Annotated in this window: 18 protein-coding genes and 2 pseudogenes; 4 read left to right on the top strand and 16 right to left on the bottom strand. The window is 67.2% G+C overall.

The window, feature by feature from the left end; all coding sequences use genetic code 11:
• Positions 1 to 43: 43 nt before the first annotated feature.
• From NBRGI_RS48705 to NBRGI_RS15125, 10 genes and pseudogenes are all read right to left on the bottom strand, one after another.
• A pseudogene (locus NBRGI_RS48705) lies at positions 44 to 913 on the bottom strand (family 65 glycosyl hydrolase); the annotation flags it as partial.
• The gene (locus NBRGI_RS48700) at positions 852 to 2,621 is read right to left on the bottom strand and encodes a beta-phosphoglucomutase family hydrolase (protein WP_200882172.1); all 1,770 of its coding nucleotides are present in this window, start codon (positions 2,619 to 2,621) and stop codon (positions 852 to 854) included. The gene NBRGI_RS48700 and the pseudogene NBRGI_RS48705, both read right to left, overlap by 62 nt.
• Before the next feature lie 20 nt (positions 2,622 to 2,641).
• Positions 2,642 to 3,304, bottom strand: coding sequence for a hypothetical protein (locus tag NBRGI_RS15165; protein WP_036559187.1), 663 nt, complete (start codon positions 3,302 to 3,304; stop codon positions 2,642 to 2,644).
• A 1-nt stretch (position 3,305) separates the two neighbouring features.
• Positions 3,306 to 3,929, bottom strand: coding sequence for a DUF2267 domain-containing protein (locus tag NBRGI_RS15160; protein ID WP_029896735.1), 624 nt, complete (start codon positions 3,927 to 3,929; stop codon positions 3,306 to 3,308).
• A 13-nt stretch (positions 3,930 to 3,942) separates the two neighbouring features.
• Positions 3,943 to 4,863 carry a universal stress protein gene (locus NBRGI_RS15155; protein ID WP_029896734.1) on the bottom strand — a complete coding sequence of 307 codons (921 nt, stop codon included), beginning with the start codon at positions 4,861 to 4,863 and terminating at the stop codon, positions 3,943 to 3,945.
• Between the two features lie 17 nt (positions 4,864 to 4,880).
• On the bottom strand, positions 4,881 to 5,963 hold the full coding sequence (locus tag NBRGI_RS15150) for a zinc-dependent alcohol dehydrogenase family protein (RefSeq protein ID WP_029896732.1): 1,083 nt from the start codon (positions 5,961 to 5,963) through the stop codon (positions 4,881 to 4,883).
• Positions 5,964 to 5,982: 19 nt separating this feature from the next.
• Positions 5,983 to 6,858 carry a universal stress protein gene (locus NBRGI_RS15145; RefSeq protein WP_029896730.1) on the bottom strand — a complete coding sequence of 292 codons (876 nt, stop codon included), beginning with the start codon at positions 6,856 to 6,858 and terminating at the stop codon, positions 5,983 to 5,985.
• Positions 6,859 to 6,967: 109 nt separating this feature from the next.
• Positions 6,968 to 7,807: pseudogene (locus NBRGI_RS46405) on the bottom strand (universal stress protein); the annotation flags it as partial.
• 111 nt (positions 7,808 to 7,918) lie between these two features.
• Positions 7,919 to 8,446 carry a flavodoxin domain-containing protein gene (locus NBRGI_RS15130; protein WP_029896723.1) on the bottom strand — a complete coding sequence of 176 codons (528 nt, stop codon included), beginning with the start codon at positions 8,444 to 8,446 and terminating at the stop codon, positions 7,919 to 7,921.
• Positions 8,447 to 8,456: 10 nt separating this feature from the next.
• Positions 8,457 to 8,888, bottom strand: coding sequence for a hypothetical protein (locus tag NBRGI_RS15125; protein ID WP_148310824.1), 432 nt, complete (start codon positions 8,886 to 8,888; stop codon positions 8,457 to 8,459).
• Positions 8,889 to 9,012: 124 nt separating this feature from the next.
• Between NBRGI_RS15125 and NBRGI_RS15120 the strand changes: the two genes are divergently transcribed.
• Positions 9,013 to 10,716, top strand: coding sequence for a SulP family inorganic anion transporter (locus tag NBRGI_RS15120; RefSeq protein ID WP_029896720.1), 1,704 nt, complete (start codon positions 9,013 to 9,015; stop codon positions 10,714 to 10,716).
• 21 nt (positions 10,717 to 10,737) lie between these two features.
• On the opposite strand, the gene NBRGI_RS15115 is transcribed toward NBRGI_RS15120, so the two are convergent.
• The 3 genes from NBRGI_RS15115 to NBRGI_RS15105 are packed head-to-tail and all read right to left on the bottom strand — an operon-like array spanning position 10,738 to position 12,914.
• A complete protein-coding gene (locus tag NBRGI_RS15115) occupies positions 10,738 to 11,055 on the bottom strand; it encodes a spore germination protein GerW family protein (RefSeq protein ID WP_370627762.1) in 318 nt (105 codons plus the stop codon).
• A gap of 28 nt (positions 11,056 to 11,083) precedes the next feature.
• On the bottom strand, positions 11,084 to 11,956 hold the full coding sequence (locus NBRGI_RS15110; protein ID WP_029896716.1) for a universal stress protein: 873 nt from the start codon (positions 11,954 to 11,956) through the stop codon (positions 11,084 to 11,086).
• Between the two features lie 43 nt (positions 11,957 to 11,999).
• Entirely contained in the window at positions 12,000 to 12,914 is a 915-nt protein-coding gene (locus tag NBRGI_RS15105) for a universal stress protein (protein ID WP_029896714.1), read from the bottom strand.
• A 403-nt stretch (positions 12,915 to 13,317) separates the two neighbouring features.
• Here NBRGI_RS15105 and NBRGI_RS15095 point away from each other — a divergent pair, with 403 nt between their 5' ends.
• Positions 13,318 to 15,852 carry a cation-translocating P-type ATPase gene (locus NBRGI_RS15095; RefSeq protein ID WP_235210960.1) on the top strand — a complete coding sequence of 845 codons (2,535 nt, stop codon included), beginning with the start codon at positions 13,318 to 13,320 and terminating at the stop codon, positions 15,850 to 15,852.
• Positions 15,853 to 16,210: 358 nt separating this feature from the next.
• On the opposite strand, the gene NBRGI_RS15090 is transcribed toward NBRGI_RS15095, so the two are convergent.
• The gene (locus tag NBRGI_RS15090) at positions 16,211 to 16,846 is read right to left on the bottom strand and encodes a peptide deformylase (RefSeq protein ID WP_029896711.1); all 636 of its coding nucleotides are present in this window, start codon (positions 16,844 to 16,846) and stop codon (positions 16,211 to 16,213) included.
• Positions 16,843 to 17,460 carry a TetR/AcrR family transcriptional regulator gene (locus NBRGI_RS15085; RefSeq protein WP_029896709.1) on the bottom strand — a complete coding sequence of 206 codons (618 nt, stop codon included), beginning with the start codon at positions 17,458 to 17,460 and terminating at the stop codon, positions 16,843 to 16,845. Before NBRGI_RS15085 ends, NBRGI_RS15090 begins: the two co-directional genes overlap by 4 nt.
• Positions 17,461 to 17,567: 107 nt before the next feature.
• Between NBRGI_RS15085 and NBRGI_RS15080 the strand changes: the two genes are divergently transcribed.
• Both NBRGI_RS15080 and NBRGI_RS15075 read left to right on the top strand, forming a co-directional pair.
• Positions 17,568 to 18,302 (top strand): SDR family NAD(P)-dependent oxidoreductase, encoded by a 735-nt coding sequence (locus NBRGI_RS15080; protein ID WP_029896707.1) that lies wholly within the window; start codon positions 17,568 to 17,570, stop codon positions 18,300 to 18,302.
• Between the two features lie 333 nt (positions 18,303 to 18,635).
• Complete coding sequence (locus tag NBRGI_RS15075; protein ID WP_148310823.1) at positions 18,636 to 19,202, top strand: hypothetical protein; 567 nt, start codon at positions 18,636 to 18,638, stop codon at positions 19,200 to 19,202.
• A 145-nt stretch (positions 19,203 to 19,347) separates the two neighbouring features.
• Here NBRGI_RS15075 and NBRGI_RS15070 read toward each other — a convergent pair whose 3' ends face one another.
• The gene (locus NBRGI_RS15070) at positions 19,348 to 20,433 is read right to left on the bottom strand and encodes an S-(hydroxymethyl)mycothiol dehydrogenase (RefSeq protein ID WP_029896702.1); all 1,086 of its coding nucleotides are present in this window, start codon (positions 20,431 to 20,433) and stop codon (positions 19,348 to 19,350) included.
• Between the last annotated feature and the right edge of the window lie 3 nt (positions 20,434 to 20,436).

The following is a 20,436-nucleotide window of genomic DNA, read 5'->3' as shown; positions in this document are numbered from 1 at the left end:
GGACATCGGCCTGTTTCGCGAGCTTGTACCGGTTGGTGGTGTCGCCTTCGGCTTCGAGAATGAGATCGAGCCGGCCGATGTTGCCGTAGCGGTGCCGGTAGTTGGCCCAGTCGAGTTCGGCGAGATCGGCGTAGCCGTCGAATTGGCTGAGCACACCGTCGTGGAACGGAACCGCCATGCGCAGGCTGCGGCGCGTCCACTGCGCGGGTTCCGCAGGGTCATCGATATGCATTCGGCGGCAGAGCGTTTCGCGGGCGTGCCCGGCGAGCAGGTCCAATGTTTCGACCGCTTTTCCGCACACCCAGGCGGCGAGAACGTTGGTATACGCATTGTCGCGCAGCCCGGTCCCCGGGGTATCGGGATACCCGTCGTGGTATTCGTCGGGACCCATCACACCGTCGAGGTGGTAGCGATCGGCGGCGCGGTCATGGCGGGTCATGGCAGTGAACAGCCGCGCCACCTCGATGATCAGTTCGGCGCCGTGCTCGGCGAGCCAGCTGAGATCGCCGGTGCACTCGTAGAACTGCCAGGCGTTGTAGGCGATAGCGAGCCCTACGTGGCGTTGCCGCCACGAGTTGTCGGGCATCCACCGCGTCGAACGCGGATTGAACAGTTGCGCCGGCGTCTCCTCCCGGCCGTCGCTGCCGCTCTGCCACGGAAACATCGCGCCGCGCCAGCCGTGTTCGGCCGCCGCGAAACGGGCGGCGGGGAGCCTGCGCGCGCGGTACCGGAGCACGGCCTTCGCCACTTCGGGCCGGTGCAGGGTGAGCAGCGGCATGACGAACAGTTCGTCCCAGAAGACGTGGCCGCGATAGCCTTCCCCGTGCAGACCGCGCACCGGTATCCCCGCATCATGTTCGGCCGTGTGCTCGGTGAGCGTTTGCGCGAGGTGGAACAGGTGCAGATTCAGCACGAGCCGGGTCTGGGGTGTCGGTCCCGTCGAGGTCGATCGCGAGCTGGTCCCACAGCGCGGCCCAGGCCTCATGATGCTCGACGAGTAGGTCGGTGAAAGTCGCGGGCGCGCGGGTCAATTCGGTGACCGCGCCGAGCGCGGGCGCGGCGATGGCGTGGTCTCTGGACGTGACGATCGCGACGATCTTGTCGATGACGGTGGGTTGTCCGTCTTGCACGGCGACGTGCAGCACTTGGGAGTAGTGCTCTGCGCCATCGTTTTCGGCGATCGCGGGGCTCGCGCTCGTGCCACGCGGCGTGGTCCGGGCCGCGACGGCGATTCGGATGCGGCTCGAACTCGTCTCGGCCTGCACGGTGAAGGTGTGCTCGTCGACCGGATCGGCCTCGATCCGGCTCAGCTGGCGATGGGTGAAGGACGGGTACTCCGTGACGTTGGAGTTCGTCACGCCGGCGTCTACGCCCGATCGAATGTCCACCTCGCCGCTCCACCCCTGTGGGACGAGTGTTGTCTCCAATGCGGCGACGTGTGGCCGGGCCATCGAGACCAGACGGCGCTGAGTGACCAGGAGCGTGCGCCCCTGGGGTTCCACCAGTAATGCGGTCCGCCGGAAGATTCCGGCGCGCAGGTCGAGGTCGCGGCGTTCGTTGCGGACCGCCACCGCATCGTCGGACCACCAGACACCGCCGAAGCGGATGTCCAGCGGGAGCCAATTCGGGACATTGACGATCTGCTCTTCTTCGACCGTGCGCTGCCCGAGGGCGCCGGTGCGACGGTTGTAGACCCCTGCGATGTAGGTCCCCGGGTAATGCGTTCGGCCGCAGAAATATTCGGGGGAGCAACCGCGAGTGCCGAAGTAGCCGTTGGCCAGCGTCGTGAGTGCCTCGCGCTGGCGCTCGTGTGCCGAGTCCGAACCGCCATAGCTGAGCAGCCACGGGTCGGTGAGCAGCACGCCGAGATCGAGCTCGGCGACGTCGCGCACGACGAAATCGGCGCCGGCGGCGGCGAGTCCGTCCGGATGCAGTCGACGATCGATGCCGACGACGAGCCCGAATCCGCCCGCGACGCCGGCCCGAACTCCCGAAGGCGCGTCCTCGACAACGGCCGCTCGCTGTGGTGGGACGCCGAGTCGGTGTGCTGCTTCGAGAAAGAGTGCTGGATCGGGTTTGCCCGGCAGCGCGAGTGTTTCGGCGACATCGCCGTCGATCACCACGTCGAACAGATCGGTGAGCCCCGCCGCGGTCAGGATCGCGCGCGCGTTGCGGCTCGCGGTGACCAGACCGACGGGCACCCCTCCGGTCCGCAACCGGCACACCAGATCGACGGTGCCGGGAAACGCCCGGACACCTTGCTGCGCAAGTAATGTCAGAAAGATCGTGTTCTTGCGGTTGGCCAGACCGTGCACCGTCCATGCGTCGTCCGGGTCCGTGGCGACGCCCAGTGGCAACGTGATGCCACGGGACGAGAGAAAAGCGATGACTCCGTCGGCGCGGGCCCGGCCGTCGATCAGACGGTGGTAGTCCTCGTCATCGAACGGCTGCGCTCGCATCGCCGTGCCGAGTCGGCTATCCCGTAGTACGTTGTCGAACAACTGTTTCCATGCTGCGGCATGGACGGTGGCGGTGTCGGTGACCACTCCGTCCATGTCGAACAGCACGGCGTCGTAGGGCGGTCGAGCGCCGAGTGGCCCGGACTGCGTGGTGTGCTCCATAGCTGCATCGGCCTTCGCGGTCAGCCTGCCTGAACATCGACCGCACGCTCGGAAAGCGGTGTGCTGGTGCGTTCGGCCCGCTGTTTTATGCCGGTGAGCATCTTGCGCTCCATGATCCAGCTGCCGGGCTCCATGACGAGCCGATTGAACAGCTTGGTCGGCAGGCCGGCCTGCGGTGCGGCGATACGGTTGCGGCTCACCAGCCGGGTGCCCGCGTCGGTCGGGTACAGGCCGAACGCCCACACCCAGGTGCCGTCCGTGGCGGCGAAGACCAACGCACGCTCGGGTTCGGCGATCGCCACGCGCATCCGCGGCCCGCTCGCCCCGAGGGCGAAAGTGTCACCGACCGCGATGTTCTGGTACTGCGGGAGGATCTCGTCCGCGCTGTGCATGTTCAGTCCGAGCAGGTTTTCGATCCAGTCGTAGGTGTACGCGCCGCCGCGGCCGGGCCCGAGCTGGGCCAGCCACGGCCAGATCGCCGCCGGGCCGGTCGCGATCGTGATCGCTCTGGTGGCGACGATGTCCGGCGCGGTCAGCAATTCGTCACCCGGCATCGCGCGAGTGACCTCGTCCTCGGTCGCGCCCCAGGTCAGGCACCAGCGCCGCAGCAGCACCTGATAGCCCACGGCCAAACCGGCCAGATACGTCGTGGTTCCCACCGCGAGTGCGGTCTTCGTCTGCATTTCAGGGCTCGTCTGCGTATTCGGCCAGGAGCAGCCGGTGGGCCTCCTGCGCGGCGATTTCGGTTCGCGTGCCGTCAGGCTCGATGTCGGGGCGATATTCCAGCCCGCGCGTGAGCACCGCGACCGCCTCGGTCAGCGTCTGCAGACGCTCGGACAGTTCGGTGAGACGATCCTCCACTGTCTCTTCGTCATTCGGTCCCGGCGAGGTACCCAGCAGGATCCGGTTCAGCGGGGCAGGCAGCCGGGAGAACAGATGGTCGAGCAGTCCGGGAGAGCACAGATCGCGCAACGCGTCGGTGACGATCCACAGCAAGCCGACCGCTTCGTCGTCGGTGACACCGGCCGCGCAGGCGAAGTCAGCGAGCATGTCGTTGACGTCACGCCGTTTCGGCGCGCGGTCGGGCACCCAGCCCTCGAAGAACACGCCGCGCAGCAATTCCGGCAACTGTGCGCTCAGGTGCGCGGCGGCATGCAGTTCGAGCCGGTCGCGCACGGTGTGCAGCCAAGCGCGGGTAGCTCGGTAGGCGAAGAGGCGATCGTCGGTGGCCATCCCATCGGCGATGTGGCGCAACCAGACGTTGGCGGAGTGGACGGCGGGGCCGAACGGATCTCTTTTGTGCGACATGATGGTTCCTCGGTCATTCCTGGTGGGTGACCATGACGGGGCAATGGGCATGCTGGACAAGGAAATTGCTGGTGGATCCCAGCAGCAGTCCGGTGAACGCGCCGTGGCCGCGGGTGCCGACGACGAGCAGCTGGGCCGTGCCCGACAATTCCAGCAACGGCCGCACCGGTCCGCCGGGGCGGAGTTGCCGGGTGACGCGCACGTCCGGGTACTTCTCCTGCCAGCCGGCGAGACGTTCGGCGAGCAACGCGTCCTCGGAATTCTCGATCTCGCTCTCGACCAGGCCGAGATCGGCTCTGCCCGCGAATCCGTAGAAGTTCCAGTCACTCCAGGCGTGGACGACGATCAACTCCGCATCGCGATCCGATGCTTCAGCGAAAGCGGCGCCGATGGCCGCGTCACCCGCGGTGGTTGCGTCGACCCCGGCCACCACCGCACCGGTTCGCTCGCTCACCTGCTCGGATCCGTTGCCGCGCACGACCACGACCGAACCGTGGGCATGGCTGGTGACCGCGAGCAGGGTGGAGCCCAGATGCGCGAAGGTGCCCGCGTTGCCGGTGGCGCCGAGTACGACCAGATGTGCTGTCTGCGAAGCCTGAATGAGCACCTCGGCAGCCTTGTCGTCGGAAACCGCGGTGGTGACGCTGAGTTCCGGGTCGATCTGCAGTGCGAGCCGGTACGCGTCGTCGACGATCTTGCGGCCGCGCCGGAAGCTCATCTCGATGATCGGGACGGTCAAGACGTCGTGTCTGGCGAGTTTGGCTCGGGTGGCGGCAAGGTCGAGTCCGTGTATCAGGTGCAGTCCTCTGCGACGGTGTGCCGCGGTCTGCGCGGCCCAGCGGACTGCGTCGTCGGACCCGGCCGAGCCGTCGACGCCGACCACGATGCGCGCCGACGCGAGGCGGTGCGGGTCTGTGTTCTCCGGGATGTTCATATCGTCTTCCTCGAGGCTCAAAGGGATTGTGATGCGCCGGGCGCGGAGCGGTCGGCCGTGGCGCGGGAGACCATGACCTTGAGTGCGCCGGTCTGCGCCGAGCGGGCGAAAACGTCATAGGCGCTCGGGAAGTCCGACATCTCGAAGCGATGTGTGACGATCGGCGCCGGATCGAGCTGCCCGCTGCGAATCAGTCGGATCAGCGTTGGGGTGGAGTCGGTATCGACCAGGCCGGTGGTGATCGTCAGATCCCGGATCCAGATCCGTTCCAGATGCAAAGTGGCCGGTGCGCCGTGCACGCCGATGTTGGCGACATGCCCACCTGGTCGTACGAGATCGACTGACAGCTCGAAGGTTTCGGGCACCCCGACGGCTTCCATGACGACGTCGGCACCCAGTCCCTCGGTCAGTTGCGAGATACGTGCGCGCACGTCGTCGCGTGTGCTGTTGAGGGTGCTGTCCGCCCCGAGCTTGGTGGCCGCCACCAGCCGGCTGTCGGTCACGTCGACGACCACGATATGGCCCGGACTGTACAAGCGCGCGGTCATGATCGCGGCCAGGCCGATGGGTCCGGCGCCGACGATGACGACCACGTCGCCGGGCCGGACTCGCCCGTTGCGCACGCCCACTTCGTGGCTGGTGGGCAGGATGTCGGCCAGCATCAGCATTTGCTCATCGGTCATGCCGTCCGGGATCGCGTGCGTGGACAGGTCGGCGAAGGGCACGCGGACGAATTCGGCCTGGGTGCCGTCGATCAGATGTCCGAGAATCCAGCCGCCGCCGCCGAGGCACTGGCCGTAGCGCCCCTCTTTGCAGAATCGGCACGCGCCGCATGCCGAGATGCACGAGATCAACACTCGGTCACCGACTTTGCGCGTGCGCACACCTGGACCGACGGCGGTCACCGTGCCGACCGCTTCGTGGCCGAGAATGCGTCCCGGCGTCACTTCTGGGACATCGCCTTTGAGGATGTGCAGATCCGTGCCGCAGATCGTGACGGCGTCCACGCGCACGATCGCGTCGGTGTTGTCCTGGATCACCGGATCGGGAACCTGCTCCCAGCTCGGTTGGCCGGGGCCGCGAAAGGTCATGGCGTACATCGAGATCACCTCCAGATGGTCAGTTCGGCGGGCGGGTGATGATGACGGGGCAGTCGGCGCCGTGCAGTACCGCCTGGCTCACCGACCCGAGTGTCATTCCGGGGAAGCCACCGTGTCCGTGGCTGCCGACCACGATCAGCTGCGCCGAGCGGGCGGCATCGAGCAGACACTTGGCCGGGCGTGCTTCCTTGACGAGCCGGGACACCGCGACATCGGGGTACTTCTCCTGATAGCCGGCGATCGTCTCGGCGAGCACCGTTTCGGCTTCGGTCTGCATGTCCGTGCGCGGGATGTATCGGTTGAACTCCGACCAGGTGAGGACCGCGAGCAAGGGCGCGCCGCGGTGGGATGCCTGCTCGAACGCGACATCGAGTGCGTATGCACCACCGGGCGATCCGTCGACGCCGACCACCACCGGTCCGTCGATCCGCTCCGCAGCGCCGTCGGTCGACTCGGGCACCACCGCGACGGGGCACTTCGCGTGCCGGGCCAAGGAGGTGCTGACCGAGCCGAGCAGACCTCGGCGGATGGCCCCGTATCCATGCGTGCCGACCACGAGTAGACGCGCGTGCGCGGACCGGTCGCGCAGCACCGGGACGGCGGGCGCCTCGACAACGAAGGTGCGGACCTCCAGTTCGGCCGCTCCCGCCGCGGCAACGGCCGTCTCCCTGGCTTCGGCAGTGATGTCGGCGCCGGCCTTCCGGTACGCGTCGTAGTCGATCTGGGCGAACGCGATACCTGGTCCGAAGTCCATCGGAGCGTCGATCGCGTGGACGATGTGCAGGGGTGCGCCGTAGCGGGCCGCGGCGCGGGCGGCCCAGCGCACGGCGACGGTAGCGGCGGGAGAGCCGTCGGTGCCGACCAGTACCGGCGGGTTGATGTCGTTGCTGGACATGTGCTTTCAGCCTTTCGAGGCAGGGGTTGGGGGAGTGGGTCAGGCTCGCGTGGACGACCTGCACCGGGCAGTGCGCGCGCTGGACCAACGCGTTGCTGGTGGAGCCGAGCAGCAGACCGCGGAATCCGCCACGGCCACGGCTACCGACGACGACGAGCTGGGCCGCTTTGGACCACTCGAGCAGATAATGCCGAGGTCCGGACAGATACATCTCGCTGGTGACCACGACCTCGGGGTATTTGTCCTGCCACCCGGACAGCTGCGCGGCGAGCAGAGCGTGCGCCTGAGCCGCTACGGTGGGATCGGTGATGGCGCCGGAGAACCCGGCGAATCTGTCGAAGTGCAGATCGCTCCACGCGTGCACCGCGACCAGGCGCGCGTTGCGGTCCCGCGCTTCGGCGAAAGCGGCGCCGACCGCGATCTCGCTCGCTGAGCTGCCGTCGACACCGACCACCACGGGCTCGGCGCGCACGGACCGCTCTGCGCCGCGGACGACCACGATGGACCCGTGTCCATGGCTTGCGACCGCCAGCAGGGTGGACCCGAGATGACGGACTGTGGCGCCTTCGCCGGATGCGCCGATCGCGACGAAATGCGCCGAAGCGGATCGATCGATCAGCAACTCTGCCGGATTCCCCGGGGAGACTTCAGTTTCCACCACCAACGTCGGCTCGACGCGCAGGGCCAGCGCCCGAGCGGCACTCACCCGGTCGGCCCCCTGACGGCGGATCGAATCGATCACCGCGGGAATCATCAGGTCATAGCTGCCCAGCACGCCCCGCTTGGCGGCGATATCGAGTCCGTTCACGAGCCGCAAGCGACGGCCCCGTGCCGCGGCGGTTGCGGCGGCCCAGCGGACGGCATGGTCGGCGGCGGGTGAGCCGTCGACGCCGACTACCACTGGGGCCGTGGCGATTCGGTGCGGATCATCGGTGAGCTGGGTGGCCATTGGTCTGCCCTTCGGGTGCGGTGTCGCGGTACCTGTACGTTAGGAACGCGGAGGGGTCCGGCGCGTCTGTCGTTGGTCCTGACCTGAGAGGCCCAAAGGCCGTGATCCAGTTCAGGTGTGGTGCGCGAGGCGGTCGTGTTCGGTGTGGGCGAGGCGCTCTGCCCACGCGCGGGCGCGGTCCGGTTCACCCGCACGCAGCGGACCCGTCATGCCGTCGACGAAGAAGTCCACGGGTTCGTCGGCGAGCTCGTAGCCGATGCGGCGCAACCGTTTTCCCGTCGCGTGGGCGGCGGAGCCCGGCAACCACGGCGGCTTGGCCACCTTGGTACCGAACGCCGCCGCGCGACGTCCCTCCGGAACGCCGAGTGCCGCATCGAGCCACTCGCGGATTCCGATCTCCACCACGACGGGTGCCTCGGTGTGTGTCGCGGCGTCGAGCCGGGTCTTTCGCCGACTCAGGCCGAAGGCGTGCGTCGGTGCACCCACGACGAGCAGGTCGACCGTCGGCGCGGGCACGTTCGCGGCGGCGGATACATTGATCACCTCGACGGTGCCGAACTTGCCCAACCCCTCGGCGATGGCTTCGGCGATGGCGGCGGTATTGCCGAACATGGATTCATAGACAACGCGTGATCGCATTGCGTTCTCCTCAGGAAATTTCGGGTTCGTGGCGGCGGCGGCCGGTCTCGAACTGGACTGCGCCGAGACCGAGAACGATCAGGCCGAAGAGCACACAGATCGGTTGGAGCACGCTGAATTCGCGAATTACCGCGAGCTGCACCGCGATCCAGCCGACCAGGGCGAGGCCGGCCAGCATCGCGAAGATCGGCGTCCGCCGGTCGTCTCTAGCCGCGAGCACTCCGGCGACGGTCATCGGCAGGCCGACGACGACGGCCAGCATGATGCCGCCGAAGACCGGGCTGTGAAAGGGGAGCCGTTGATCGAGGTCGGCGCCGAGACCGATGACCCCGGTGATCAGGCCGAGCGCTCCGGCGAAGGCCCAGATCGCGACGACACCGGACACCAGGCACACTGCGGTCTGCAACGTTCCGGCTCTGCGTATGTAAGTAGTGAGTACCATTCACTCACTCTTCGCCGCTCGATCGTCGCGCGGCAGGGCCCGATGGCCCCGGTCACCGGGCCGGAAGTCGTGTTCGGTGGCTTTCGTCGTCCGGTCGCCGCGCGCCGTGCACAATGCTGGAACAGTGCTGAGACGATTGCTGCCGGGGCTCCGGCAATTCGAGGGTTACCAACGGGCGTGGCTGCGGTCCGACGTGGTCGCCGGCGTCACGGTGGCCGCGTACCTGATCCCGCAGGTGATGGCCTACGCGACGGTGGCGGGATTGCCGCCGGTGGTCGGTCTCTGGTCGGCGATCGGTCCGCTGGCCGTGTACACGTTGCTGGCTACCTCGCGGCAGCTGTCGGTAGGCCCGGAGTCGACGACCGCTCTGCTGACGGCGGTGGCGCTGGCACCGCTCGCGTTGGGGGACCCGGACCGATACGCCGCGCTGGCCGCGGTACTCGCTCTGCTGGTCGGCGGGCTGTGCCTGGCGGCTTCGGCGGCCCGCCTCGGGGTGCTGGCCGACCTGTTGTCCAAGCCGGTGCTGGTGGGCTATCTCGCGGGCACGGCGGGCATGATGATCGCGGGCCAGCTCGGGCGGGTCACGGGGGTATCGGTCGAGGGTGAGTCGCTGTTCGCGCAACTGCGCTCGTTCGCAGGTCACGTCGACCAGTGGCATTGGCAGACCAGCGTGCTCGCGGTAGGTGTGCTCAGTGGACTGTTGCTGCTGGCCTGGCGCACACCCCGGATACCCGGTCCGCTGCTTGCCGTATTGCTATCAGCCGGTGTTGTGGCCGCATTTTCCTTGCAGCGCTTCGGGATACGAGTCGTGGGAACGGTTCCCTCCGGCATCCCGGTGCCGGGTCTGTCGGGGGTCGCCTTCGCCGATGTGGCGTCGCTGCTCCTGCCCGCGGTGGGGATCGCAGTCGTCGGATTTTCCGACAATGCGCTCACTGCAAGAGCTTTCGCCGCCCGTCACGGTACGCACGTGGATGCCAACACCGAGCTCGCCGCGCTGGGTGCGACCAATGTGGCGGCCGGACTGACGCACGGATTTCCAGTGAGCTGCAGTGGCAGCAGAACCACGATCGCCGATGTCATGGGGGCGCGGACACAGCTGTATTCCGTTGTCGCGCTCGGTGGCATCCTCGTGGTGTTGTTCGGCGCACGTGGTGTACTCGCCGCCTTTCCCACCGCGGCACTCGGTGCGTTGGTGATCTACGCGGCACTACGGCTGATCGATGTGGCGGAGTTCCGGCGGATCGCTCGATTCCGGCGCAGCGAACTGTTGCTGGCGCTCGGCACGGTCGCCGCAGTGCTGGCGTTGGGTGTGCTCTACGGCGTGCTCGTGGCGATCGCACTGTCGATCTTCGATCTGCTTCGGCGCATCGCCCGCGGCCACGACGCCATTCTCGGATTCGTGCCCGGACTCGCGGGCATGCACGACATCGACGACTATCCGGCGGCGAAACCGCTTACCGGGCTTGTCATCTACCGATACGACGCCCCGCTCTGCTTCGCGAACGCGGAGGACTTCCACCGGCGGGCACTTGCCGCCGTGCAGACGTGGAAGCGGCAAAGCGGCGCGCCGGTGCGCTGGTTCGTCCTCAACGCCGAAGCCAACGTCGAAGTCGATCTGACCGCACTCGACGCGGTCGAACAGTTGCGGGCCGATCTGGCCGCGCAGGGCATCGTGTTCGCGATGGCGCGGGTCAAACAGGACCTGCGCGACGATCTGGATGCGTCCGGGCTGACCGACGCGATCGGTGCGCATCGTCTCTACCCGACGCTGCCGACCGCCATCGCGGCTTTTCGGGCGGACCAGCACGCTGGACCGCCCGAGCCTTGATGCTCCGAATACCCGGGAGCGCTATTGCCCATAGGCCCGTGCGATGCGGGCACCGACGATCAGAGCAGTGACTGCGACGACTCCGACGGCGAAGATCAGACGGTTGATATCGATCGCCGGTTGCCAGCTCACCTGACCGTCTTTGATCACGAAGGCCCCCACCGGCTTTGCTCCGAGACCGAATCCGCCGCCGGAACCCTGCTGCCCTTCGTTGTCGGACCCTTCGCCTGCGCCGCTGCCTCCGGACACTGCTGCGGCCGTGATCACGGTCGTGCCGTCGCGTTCCACCGGCTCAGCGAATACGCGGCCGGCTTTCATCGAATCGGTCGCCGCTGCCAAGACATCTGTAGCTTTCATTGTGATTCACCTATTTCGTTCGGGCGATGATGATCGGAATGTGGACGGCGTGCAGCACGGCTTGGCTGACCGAGCCGAGGGTCATGCCGGCAAACCCACCCCGGCCGTGGCTGCCGAGGACGATCAACTGGGCGTGCGCGGCTTCGGCGAGGAGACGATGCGCGGGACGCTCCTCGACGACGACACGACGCACCGGCACGTCCGGGTACTGATCGGCGTATCCGGCGAGGCATTCGGCGAGCAGTTCCTCGTCTTCCTGCTGCATTTCGACCCGGGAGTTGTAGCGGAAGAATTCGGACCAGGTGTGCACCGCGACCAGACCGACACCCCGGTTGGACGCCTCTTCGAAGGCGATCGCCACCGCGCGCACGCTGCTCGGCGAGCCGTCGACACCGACGACCACCGGCTGCGCGCTTCGGTCCGGCGCGTCGGGGGCGGTCGGCGGGATGACGGCGACGGGGCAGTGCGCGTGCCTGGCGATCGAGGTGCTCACCGAGCCGAGCAGTCCGCGCCCGAGCGCACCCATCCCGCTGGTGCCGACCACGACCATCCTGGATTCCTTGGAACGGGCGATCAGGGTCGGGATCGGCGGGCCGTCGACGACGCGGGCGGTGATCTCGGGCGTGCGGTCCGGCGGCCACAGGTCGGTCGCGAGTTTTGTTGCCTTGGCTAGGATTTGGGTGCCTTCGTGGCGATATCGTTCGGCCTCGTTGGGCAGGTACTCGATGGTGGGTGGGTAGTCGAGGGGTAGGCCGGTGCTGTTGAGCAGCTCCAACGGAGCATGTAGCCGGGCCGCTTCGGCGGCCGCCCATTGGACGGCCACCATCGATGGCTCGGAGCCGTCGACCCCGACCGTGATCGGTCTGTGATGCTCGGTGGACATGGTGACTTCCTTGGTAACTCGTGGGATGGGTTGTCGAACAGACCTATTCGGGGTGCACGACCATGACGGGGCAATCGGCATGCTGCACAAGCCAATTGCTGGTCGAACCGAGCAGCAGTCCGCGGAACCCGCCGCGGCCTCGGCTGCCGACCACGATCAGCTGGGCGGATTCGGACCACTCGCCGAGATGCTTACGCGGCCCGGCGGGATACACCTTTCGCGTGACCGTCACGTCCGGGAACTTCTCCTGCCAACCGGCGAGTCGTTCGGCGAGCAAGGCATTCTCGGCGACATCCAGTTCGGGGATGGGAATATCGAGGTACGAAACACCCGCGAATTCACCGGCGGACAGGTCGCTCCACGCGTGCACCGCGACGAGCTCGGCGCCGCGCAGCGAGGCCTCCGCGAAGGCCGCGCCGATCGCGGCCTCGCCCACGACGCTGCCGTCGACGCCGACGACGACCGGACCGGATGTCCGCGCCACCGGCTCGGTACCGCGCACCACGACGATGGCGCCGTGCCCGTGCGCGGTCACCGCGAGCAGCGTCGAACCGAGGTGGGTGAAGGTGCCGACGCCGGGAGTGCTGCCGAGCACCACCATGTGCGCCGTCTTCGAACGGGCGATCAGCAGTTCGGCGGGCTTCGCTTCGGACAGCTCGGTCGCGATGGTGAGATCGGGGTGTGCCGAGTGCGCGAGCTCACCGGCGGCAGCGAGCACCTGCTCGGCGTGGGCCCGCATCGTGTCGGTGACCGCGGGTGACATGACTTCGTAGTTGCCGAGGACCGCGCGAACCGCGACCAGGTCGAGGCCGTGCTCGATATGCAGAGCGCGTCCCCGTTGCGCCGCGATATCGGCCGCCCAGCGGACGGCCGTCTGTGACGCCGGGGAGCCGTCGGCGCCGACGACCACGGCCGCGGTGACGGACTCGTGCGTAATTTCGTTGTGCTGTGCGGTCATTGCGCTTCGTCCTTCAGGTTTCGGTGATCCGGCTCTAACGCTTCCGGGTGGACTGATAGGTCGAAACGATGACCATCAGCGCGATGACGACGGCGATGATGACGGCGGCAGTGGGCCATTCCATGGTGGCTCCTCGATAGGGGGTGGAATCGCGTGTATCCACTGTCGATGCGTACGGCGTTGAGCTGTAGAGCAATCCGGCTCCCAGGAGAGGTCCATCGGTCACTACTTGCGACGGCGAACGAAGTGCTCTCGGCAGAGGGCCCTGTGGCTCTACTGGCGGGCCTGCCGATTCTGATCTGCTCGATGCGTGACAATCGGTGCACGGACAACGCCACCCGCGACAGCTGGCCTTTCCTCTGGCGAAGCCGCCGAGAGGTTGGCGCGCGACGGCGCGAACGTATTGCCGCAGCCCGCTCCGATCCGACTGTGGCAGAGAATATTCGGTCAGATCCGGGATCCGTTGATCGTGGTCCTGCTGCTCGCGGCCGGATTGACTGCGGTGACCGCCGACTGGACGGACATGGCGGTGATCCTCGTGGTCGTCGTGGTCAACACCGCAGTCGGGGTCGGTCAGGAGATCAGGGCCGATCGGGCGATCTCGGCGTTGTCACGGCTCACCGCGCCGGTGGCGCGGGTGGTTCGTGACGGTGCCCAAAGGCAGGTCGACGCTGCGGATGTGGTCGTCGACGACCTGCTGGTGCTGAGCGAGGGCGATATCGTCCCTGCCGACGCGGTGCTGGTCGAAGCGGCCGCGTTGCTCGTGGACGAGTCGGCACTGACCGGGGAGTCGGTTCCGGTGGATAAAGATGTAGCCGGAAATTCTGCGCTGTCCGCGGGAACGGTCGTCGTGAAGGGCCGTGGCCGCGCGAAGGTCACTGCAGTGGGCGGGGCGAGCGCGACCGGCCGGATCGCCCACCTGATGAAGCGGCCCCTCGAACCGACGCCGTTACAACGGCGCCTCGTGGACGTCGGGCGGTTACTGGCCGGTGTGACAGTGGTGTTGTGTGCTGTCGTACTCGTGCTGGGACTGATCCGCGGACAGCCGGTGGAACTGATGGTGGTGACGGCGATCAGTTTGGCTGTGGCCGCTGTACCCGAGTCGCTGCCCGCCGTAGTCACTTTGAGCCTCGCCATCGGCGCGCGGCGGATGGCCGAGCGGCATGCGTTGATCCGCAGGCTTCCCGCGGTGGAAACCTTGGGTTCGGTGACGGTCCTGGCGACCGACAAGACCGGCACGCTCACCGAGGGACGGATGGTCGTGCACGAACTCTGGACTCCGGTGGCGCGGGCTACCGTGACCGGCGCCGAGTACGCGCCCAACGGTGAAGTACGGGTGGGCGAAACAGTTTTGGGCAACGCGCAGGTGCCTGCCGTGCACGACCTGCTGGCGGCCGGGGTCTTGTGCAACGACGCCAGGTTGTTCGTGGACGAGGACGGCGAGTGGGCCGCGCACGGTGATCCCACCGAGATCGCATTGCTGTCCGCAGCGGCAAAAGCAGGACTTCATCGCGACGAACTGGAGCAGCAGACCCCGCGATATGCCGAACGGCCGTTCGACAGCGAACGTAAACGAATGAGCACCGTGCACCGGCTGCCCGGCGGTCGCTACCGGGTGATCTGCAAGGGTGCGCCGGAGTCGGTGCTGGAACCTGCTGTGGTGCAAGAAGAACCAGAGGTGTTGCGGCAAGCGCTGCGGGAAGCCGACCAATTCGCGCGGCGGGGCTTTCGCGTGCTCGCGGTGGCACAGGGCGATAATTCGTCCGAGCCGCGACCCGGTCTAGATCCCGAACATGGATTGCACCTACTCGGCCTGATCGCGATCTACGATCCGCCGCGCACCGCCGCCGCCGGAACCGTGGCCGCGTGCCGCGGGGCGGGCATCCGCCCGGTTCTGATCACCGGTGACCACCCGGGTACCGCACACGCGATCGCCACCGAACTGGACATCATTTCCGCCGCCGAGCCGGTGGTCGATTGTCGTGATCTGACAACGCGCGATCTGACGACCGGCACCGTGTTCGCGCGGGCGACCCCTGGTCAGAAGCTCGACATCATTCAGGCATTGCGCGAGGACGGGCAGGTCGTGGCGATGAACGGGGACGGCGTCAACGACGGCCCTGCCCTGCGCCGCGCGGACATCGGAGTGGCGATGGGCGGGCGCGGCACCGAGGTCGCGCGGCAGGCGGCAGACCTGGTGCTCGCCGACGACGACCTGGATACCGTGGTCGCCGCCGTGGAAGAAGGGCGCCGGGTCTACGCGAACATCCGACGCTTCCTCGTATACGGGCTCTCCGGGGGTGTCGCCGAGATCTCGGTGATGCTCGCGGGGCCGTTTCTCGGGCTCGCCTTGCCGTTGTTGCCGGCGCAGATCCTGTGGATCAACCTGTTGACCCATGGTCTGCCGGGGGTGGCGCTCGGTGGCGAGCCGGCCGACCCGGACGTCATGTCGCGTCCGCCGCGACAACCGACCCAGAGCATTCTCGGCGCGGGTCTATGGCAGCGTGTGCTGCGCATCGGTGTGCTCCTCACGACAGTGACCCTTGGGGTCGCGGTGTGGGCGTACCACACCGACCGTCCTTGGCAGAGCATGGCGTTCTTCGCTTTGGGCGCAACCCAATTGGGCGTGGCACTCGGTTCCCGTACCCGCCCGTGGACCCTGGCCAACCCGCTGCTGCCGGCCGCCGTCGCGGGCGCCTTCGCATTGCAACTGGCCGGGCTGTATCTGCCACCGCTGCGCGGGCTGCTCGGCACCGAACCGCTGAGCGGTGTCGATCTCGCCATCGTCGGCGCGGTGTCGGCCCTGGGCTACGCGGCAGTTCGACTGGACCGTTCGGTCGCGCGGACCAGGCGCCGGTCGCAAGCCGGGGGAGCGGATCATTCGCGTCGCGCGCAGGTGACATCCGGGAGTCGGACCGTGGACCTTCGGCCCCTGTGATGTGCCGTCGTAACCGGCGATCGTAGGGGGCACGACGGCATGAACGCTGCCACGGACAGCAGCCGTACCCAGGAGGACCCTATGCTCGACTCGACTACGAAAAATGCGACCGACCTTGGTCAAGAGCGGGTGGACTGGCCGGATCCGAGCCCATTGGCGTCGTGGTGGGACCGTGTCATGTATACGAACCACACGTCGAACCCCGAGGTTCGTCGGACTGCACGGTGAGGAAACCTGTCGCGGCCGAACCGGCGGATCCAAATCTTTGCGCCCTGGATTGGAACCGGAACACCCCGCTCTCCTTCGTGAGCGTTTCGGTGACAAAGATAGTGCGCGGCCGGAGCGTTCGACTGCGGCCTCACCTATCTTGCGGCAGTGAAAAGTCAAGTGCTCCAGCAGCTTCGACGGGTATCGGCTGGGCCCAGCGTGACAAGTACGTTTCGTTGGCGGCCAGCGAGCGGGTGAGCGCCTTGTCGATATAGATCGTGCCGTCGAGATGGTCGGTTTCGTGCTGGAAGATGCGGGCGGGCCAGCCGGTGATCTGCTGGGCGTGACGGACGCCGTCGAGATCGTCGTATTCGGCCTGCACGGTTTCCGGCCGGGGTACGACGGCTTGGTAGCCGGGCATGCTGAGGCAGCCCTCGTAGAAGCCGACCGGATCGCCTGTCGCGGTGTAGGCCGGGTTGACGATCGTGAAGTCGGGCACCGGGATTCGTTTTCTCGCCGTCGCGACCTCTTCCGGAACCTCGGCCGTGTCGCCGATCACGGCTATCCGCAACGGGATTCCGATCTGCGGCGCGGCCAGTCCGACGCCGCGGGTGGCATGCATGGTCGCGAGCATGAGTTCGCTCAGCTCTTTCAGCACAGTGGTGTCGATCTGGCCGGTCACCGGGTCGGCGGGGCGGCGCAGCACGGGATCGCCCATCGAAGTCAAGGGGGCGACGCCGCCTCGATACTTGTCCAGTAGTTCGGCAACCATATCGGTGACGTTCATTGCGACCTTTCTGGTCCTGCTGGTTCTACGGGGAGGGCGCGGTCGATGAGGACGGCGGCGATGGCGGCCGCGGTCGGGAGGGTTTCGACGCCGAGCGTGCGAGTGCGGGCGGAAGCGCCGTCGAGGAGGAGCGCGAGCTGTTCGCCGAGTTGTTCGGGGTCGGCGGCGCCGGCGAGGCGGGCGGTTTCGGCGAAGCGGGCCGCGACGGACACCTTGTAGTCGTGAACGCGGCGGCGGGCCGGGTGCTCGGGGTCGGTGATCTCGACGGCGGCTCCGATGAAGGGGCACAGCGGTGTCACCTCGTCCGCCGGTATCGACGGTGGTTTGTCGAAAGCGGCAAGCAGCCGTTCGCGCGGGGTGAGATCGGTGCGGTCGAACACCTCGGGCATGGTGTCGGGATCGTGTCGGCGCAGGTATTCGGCGACGAGCTCGTCTTTGCTGGGAAAGTGTTGGTAGGCAGTGCGTTTCGACACCTCGGCCACCGCGCAGAGTTGGTTCATGCCGGTGTTGTTGATGCCCTGCTCGCGGAACAGCTGCCGGGATGCACCGAGCAGGCGCTCGGACGCGCCTCTGCCGCGGCGTAAGCCCTGCGGTCCTTTTTCCAACTCGGTCATGCTGTCACGATACCCGTTCGGGTAACGGGCGGTGTACTTAGCTTGTCGGCAGCCCGGTGTGCTGCTAGCTTATGTACACCAAATGGTTTACATAAATCGGAGTGATCGTGGGAAAGCTGAATGGCAAGGTTGCGGTGGTCACAGGCGGCTCGAGCGGGATGGCATTGGCCAGCGCCAAACTGTTCGTCGACGAGGGTGCCTACGTCTACATCACCGGTCGGCGGAAAGAAGCTCTGGACGAGGCCGTCGAGTTCATCGGACGCAACGTGACCGCTGTGCAGGGTGATGCTGCCGACCTGGCCGACTTGGACCGGTTGTTCGAGACGGTCGAACGGGAGCGGGGCAGCATCGATGTGCTGTTCGCGAGCGCCGGGACGGCGGAGCCGGCCAAGCTCGGCGAGATCACCGAGGCGCAATTCGACAATACTTTCGGCCTGAACACGCGCGGCACCCTGTTCACGGTGCAGAAGGCGCTGCCGCTGTTCAACGACGGTGGGTCGATCTTCATGACCGGGTCGATCGCCTCGGTGAAGGGCTGGCCGGACTACAGTGTCTACGCCGCGAGCAAGGCCGCGTTGCACGCACTCGCCCGCGTGTGGCTGTACGAGCTGCGGGAGCGGCGGATCCGGGTCAATGTGCTGAGCCCCGGTCAGGTCGCCACCCCGATCCAGGAGCAGTTGTTCGACGCGCAGACCAAGGCACAGTTCGAGGCGTTGATCCCGCGGGGCAAGATGGGCAGGCCCGAGGAGATCGCCACGGTCGCGTTGTTCCTCGCCTCCGATGATTCGTCCTATGTCAACGGCATGGAGCTGGCCGTCGACGGCGGCACCTCGGCGATCTGAACGGTCAGCGGCCGGGGCTCGGCACTTCACGCCCCGGTCGCTGCCACGCCGATCCGATACCCTGGGCGCTGCACTGGAGATTGTCGGATGTGAGGAAGTTTTATGGGAAGCGTTGTTCTCGACGTTGTCGCGTTGCTCGCAAATCGTGCGGCGATGTTCTGGAACTGGATGGCCACCGGCTCGTCCGGATTCCCGCCGCTCTGATTTCGCGGCAGTCGCGAACGCCCTGGTCTGTGGACCGGGGCGTTTGGTTTTCGCGGGCTTGCCCCGAGATCGCCCCGGGGTTGGGGGATTCCGCTGTCCGCGGCGGGCCACACCCGTATCTTGATCACCGTGAGCACCGCCACGACCGCGCGCCGCACACCAGGTTGGTTCGTACTCTGGATGGGGCTCTTGACCGCCCTGATCCTGCTGTGCTGCCTAGCCCTGTTCTGGCAGCTGGCCGCCGAAGGAACCTTCCCCACCAAAGTCGTGTTGTGGTTGGCGATCGGCGTGCTCGGCGCGATCGCGCTGCTCTTCGGCCTGTTCGGCCTGGTCCGCTACCGGTCCTTCTTCTACAGCCTCATCGCGCTGGTCGTGCTGGCCGTCTTCGGTGCGCTCGTCTGGTACAACGTCCCCGAGGACACGGGGTGGAAGCTGTCCCGCGGCATCCTGCAGGACCAGGCGGTCGACTGCAACAACCCCGGTCACCGCACCCGCCTCGGCGTCTACACGATCACTTTCGTCACCCGCCGCGACGGTGGCTGCCTCTTCTACACCCAAGGGGGAGAAACGAATTCGCAACGCGGTTTCGCCTACTTCCCGGAAACCGCGCCGCCGCACCTCGGCGCGCCGCAATCCCCGGGGATCGGGTACGAGCCGTTCGAAGGGCACTGGTACCGATTCACCGAAGAGTCCTGAGCCGCTCGGTCGGCGCCGATCAGATGCGGCAGCTGCAGGCTGTCGATACCGCGGACGACCGGCTCGCTGGTCACCCGCATCGTTCGACGTGCTCGTTCACTGCGCGAGCCGAGCGGACGGTCGCACCTGAATCAGCGCGTCCCATCTACCAGACGACTACGGAGCGGAGCACGTCACCGCGGTGCATGGCGTCGAAGGACTTCTCGACCTCGTCGAGGGAAATGCGTTCGGTGACGAAACGGTCCAGCGGCAGGCGGCCCTGCCGGTACAGGTCGACGAGCATCGGAAAGTCGCGTTCGGGCAGGCAATCGCCGTACCACGACGATTTCAGCGCACCGCCGCGGGAGAAAAGGTCGATCAGCGGGAGGTCGAGGGTCATGTCGGGGGTCGGGACGCCCACCAGCACCACGGTGCCCGCGAGGTCGCGTCCGTAGAACGCCTGCTGCCAGGTTTCGGGGCGGCCGACCGCGTCGATCACGACATCGGCGCCGAAGCCGTCGGTGAGCTCCCGGATCCGCTCGACCACCTCCTCGGTACTGGCATCGATGCGATGGGTGGCACCGAATTCCGCCGCCCAGGCCAGCTTTCGGGGATCACGGTCGATCGCGATGATGGTTTTCGCGCCGGCCAAGTGCGCGCCCGCGATGGCCGCGTCGCCGACACCGCCGCACCCGATCACGGCCACGCTGTCCCCGCGCGAGACCGCGCCCGTGTTCATCGCCGCGCCGATGCCGGCCATCACACCGCACCCGAGCAATCCGGCGATGGCCGGATCGGTACCGGGATCAACTCTGGTGCACTGTCGTTCGTGCACGAGGGTCTTGTCGGCGAACGCGCCGATGCCGAGGGCGGGGGAGAGCTCGGTGCCGTCGGTGAGGGTCATCTTCCGGCTCGCATTGCTGCTGGCGAAGCAGTACCACGGGCGGCCACGGCGGCAGGCCCGGCACTCACCGCAGACGGCCCGCCAGTTCAACACGACGAAATCGCCTGCCGCCACATGGGTTACCGCGTCGCCGACGGTTTCCACGATGCCCGCGGCCTCGTGTCCGAGCAGGAACGGGAACTCGTCGTTGATGCCGCCCTCGCGGTAGTGCAGGTCGGTGTGGCAGACTCCGCACGCCTGCACGCGCACCACGACATCGTGGGCGCCCGGGTCGGGGATCACCACGTCCACGAGTTCCACCGGGGTTCCCTTGCTGCGCGCGATGACGCCGCGAACGGTTTCGAACACGAA

The sequence above is a fragment of the Nocardia brasiliensis IFM 10847 genome, assembly GCF_000710915.1.
In the GTDB taxonomy this organism is placed as follows: Bacteria; Actinomycetota; Actinomycetes; order Mycobacteriales; family Mycobacteriaceae; genus Nocardia; species Nocardia brasiliensis_A.
This window is presented reverse-complemented; position numbering and strand designations above follow the sequence as displayed.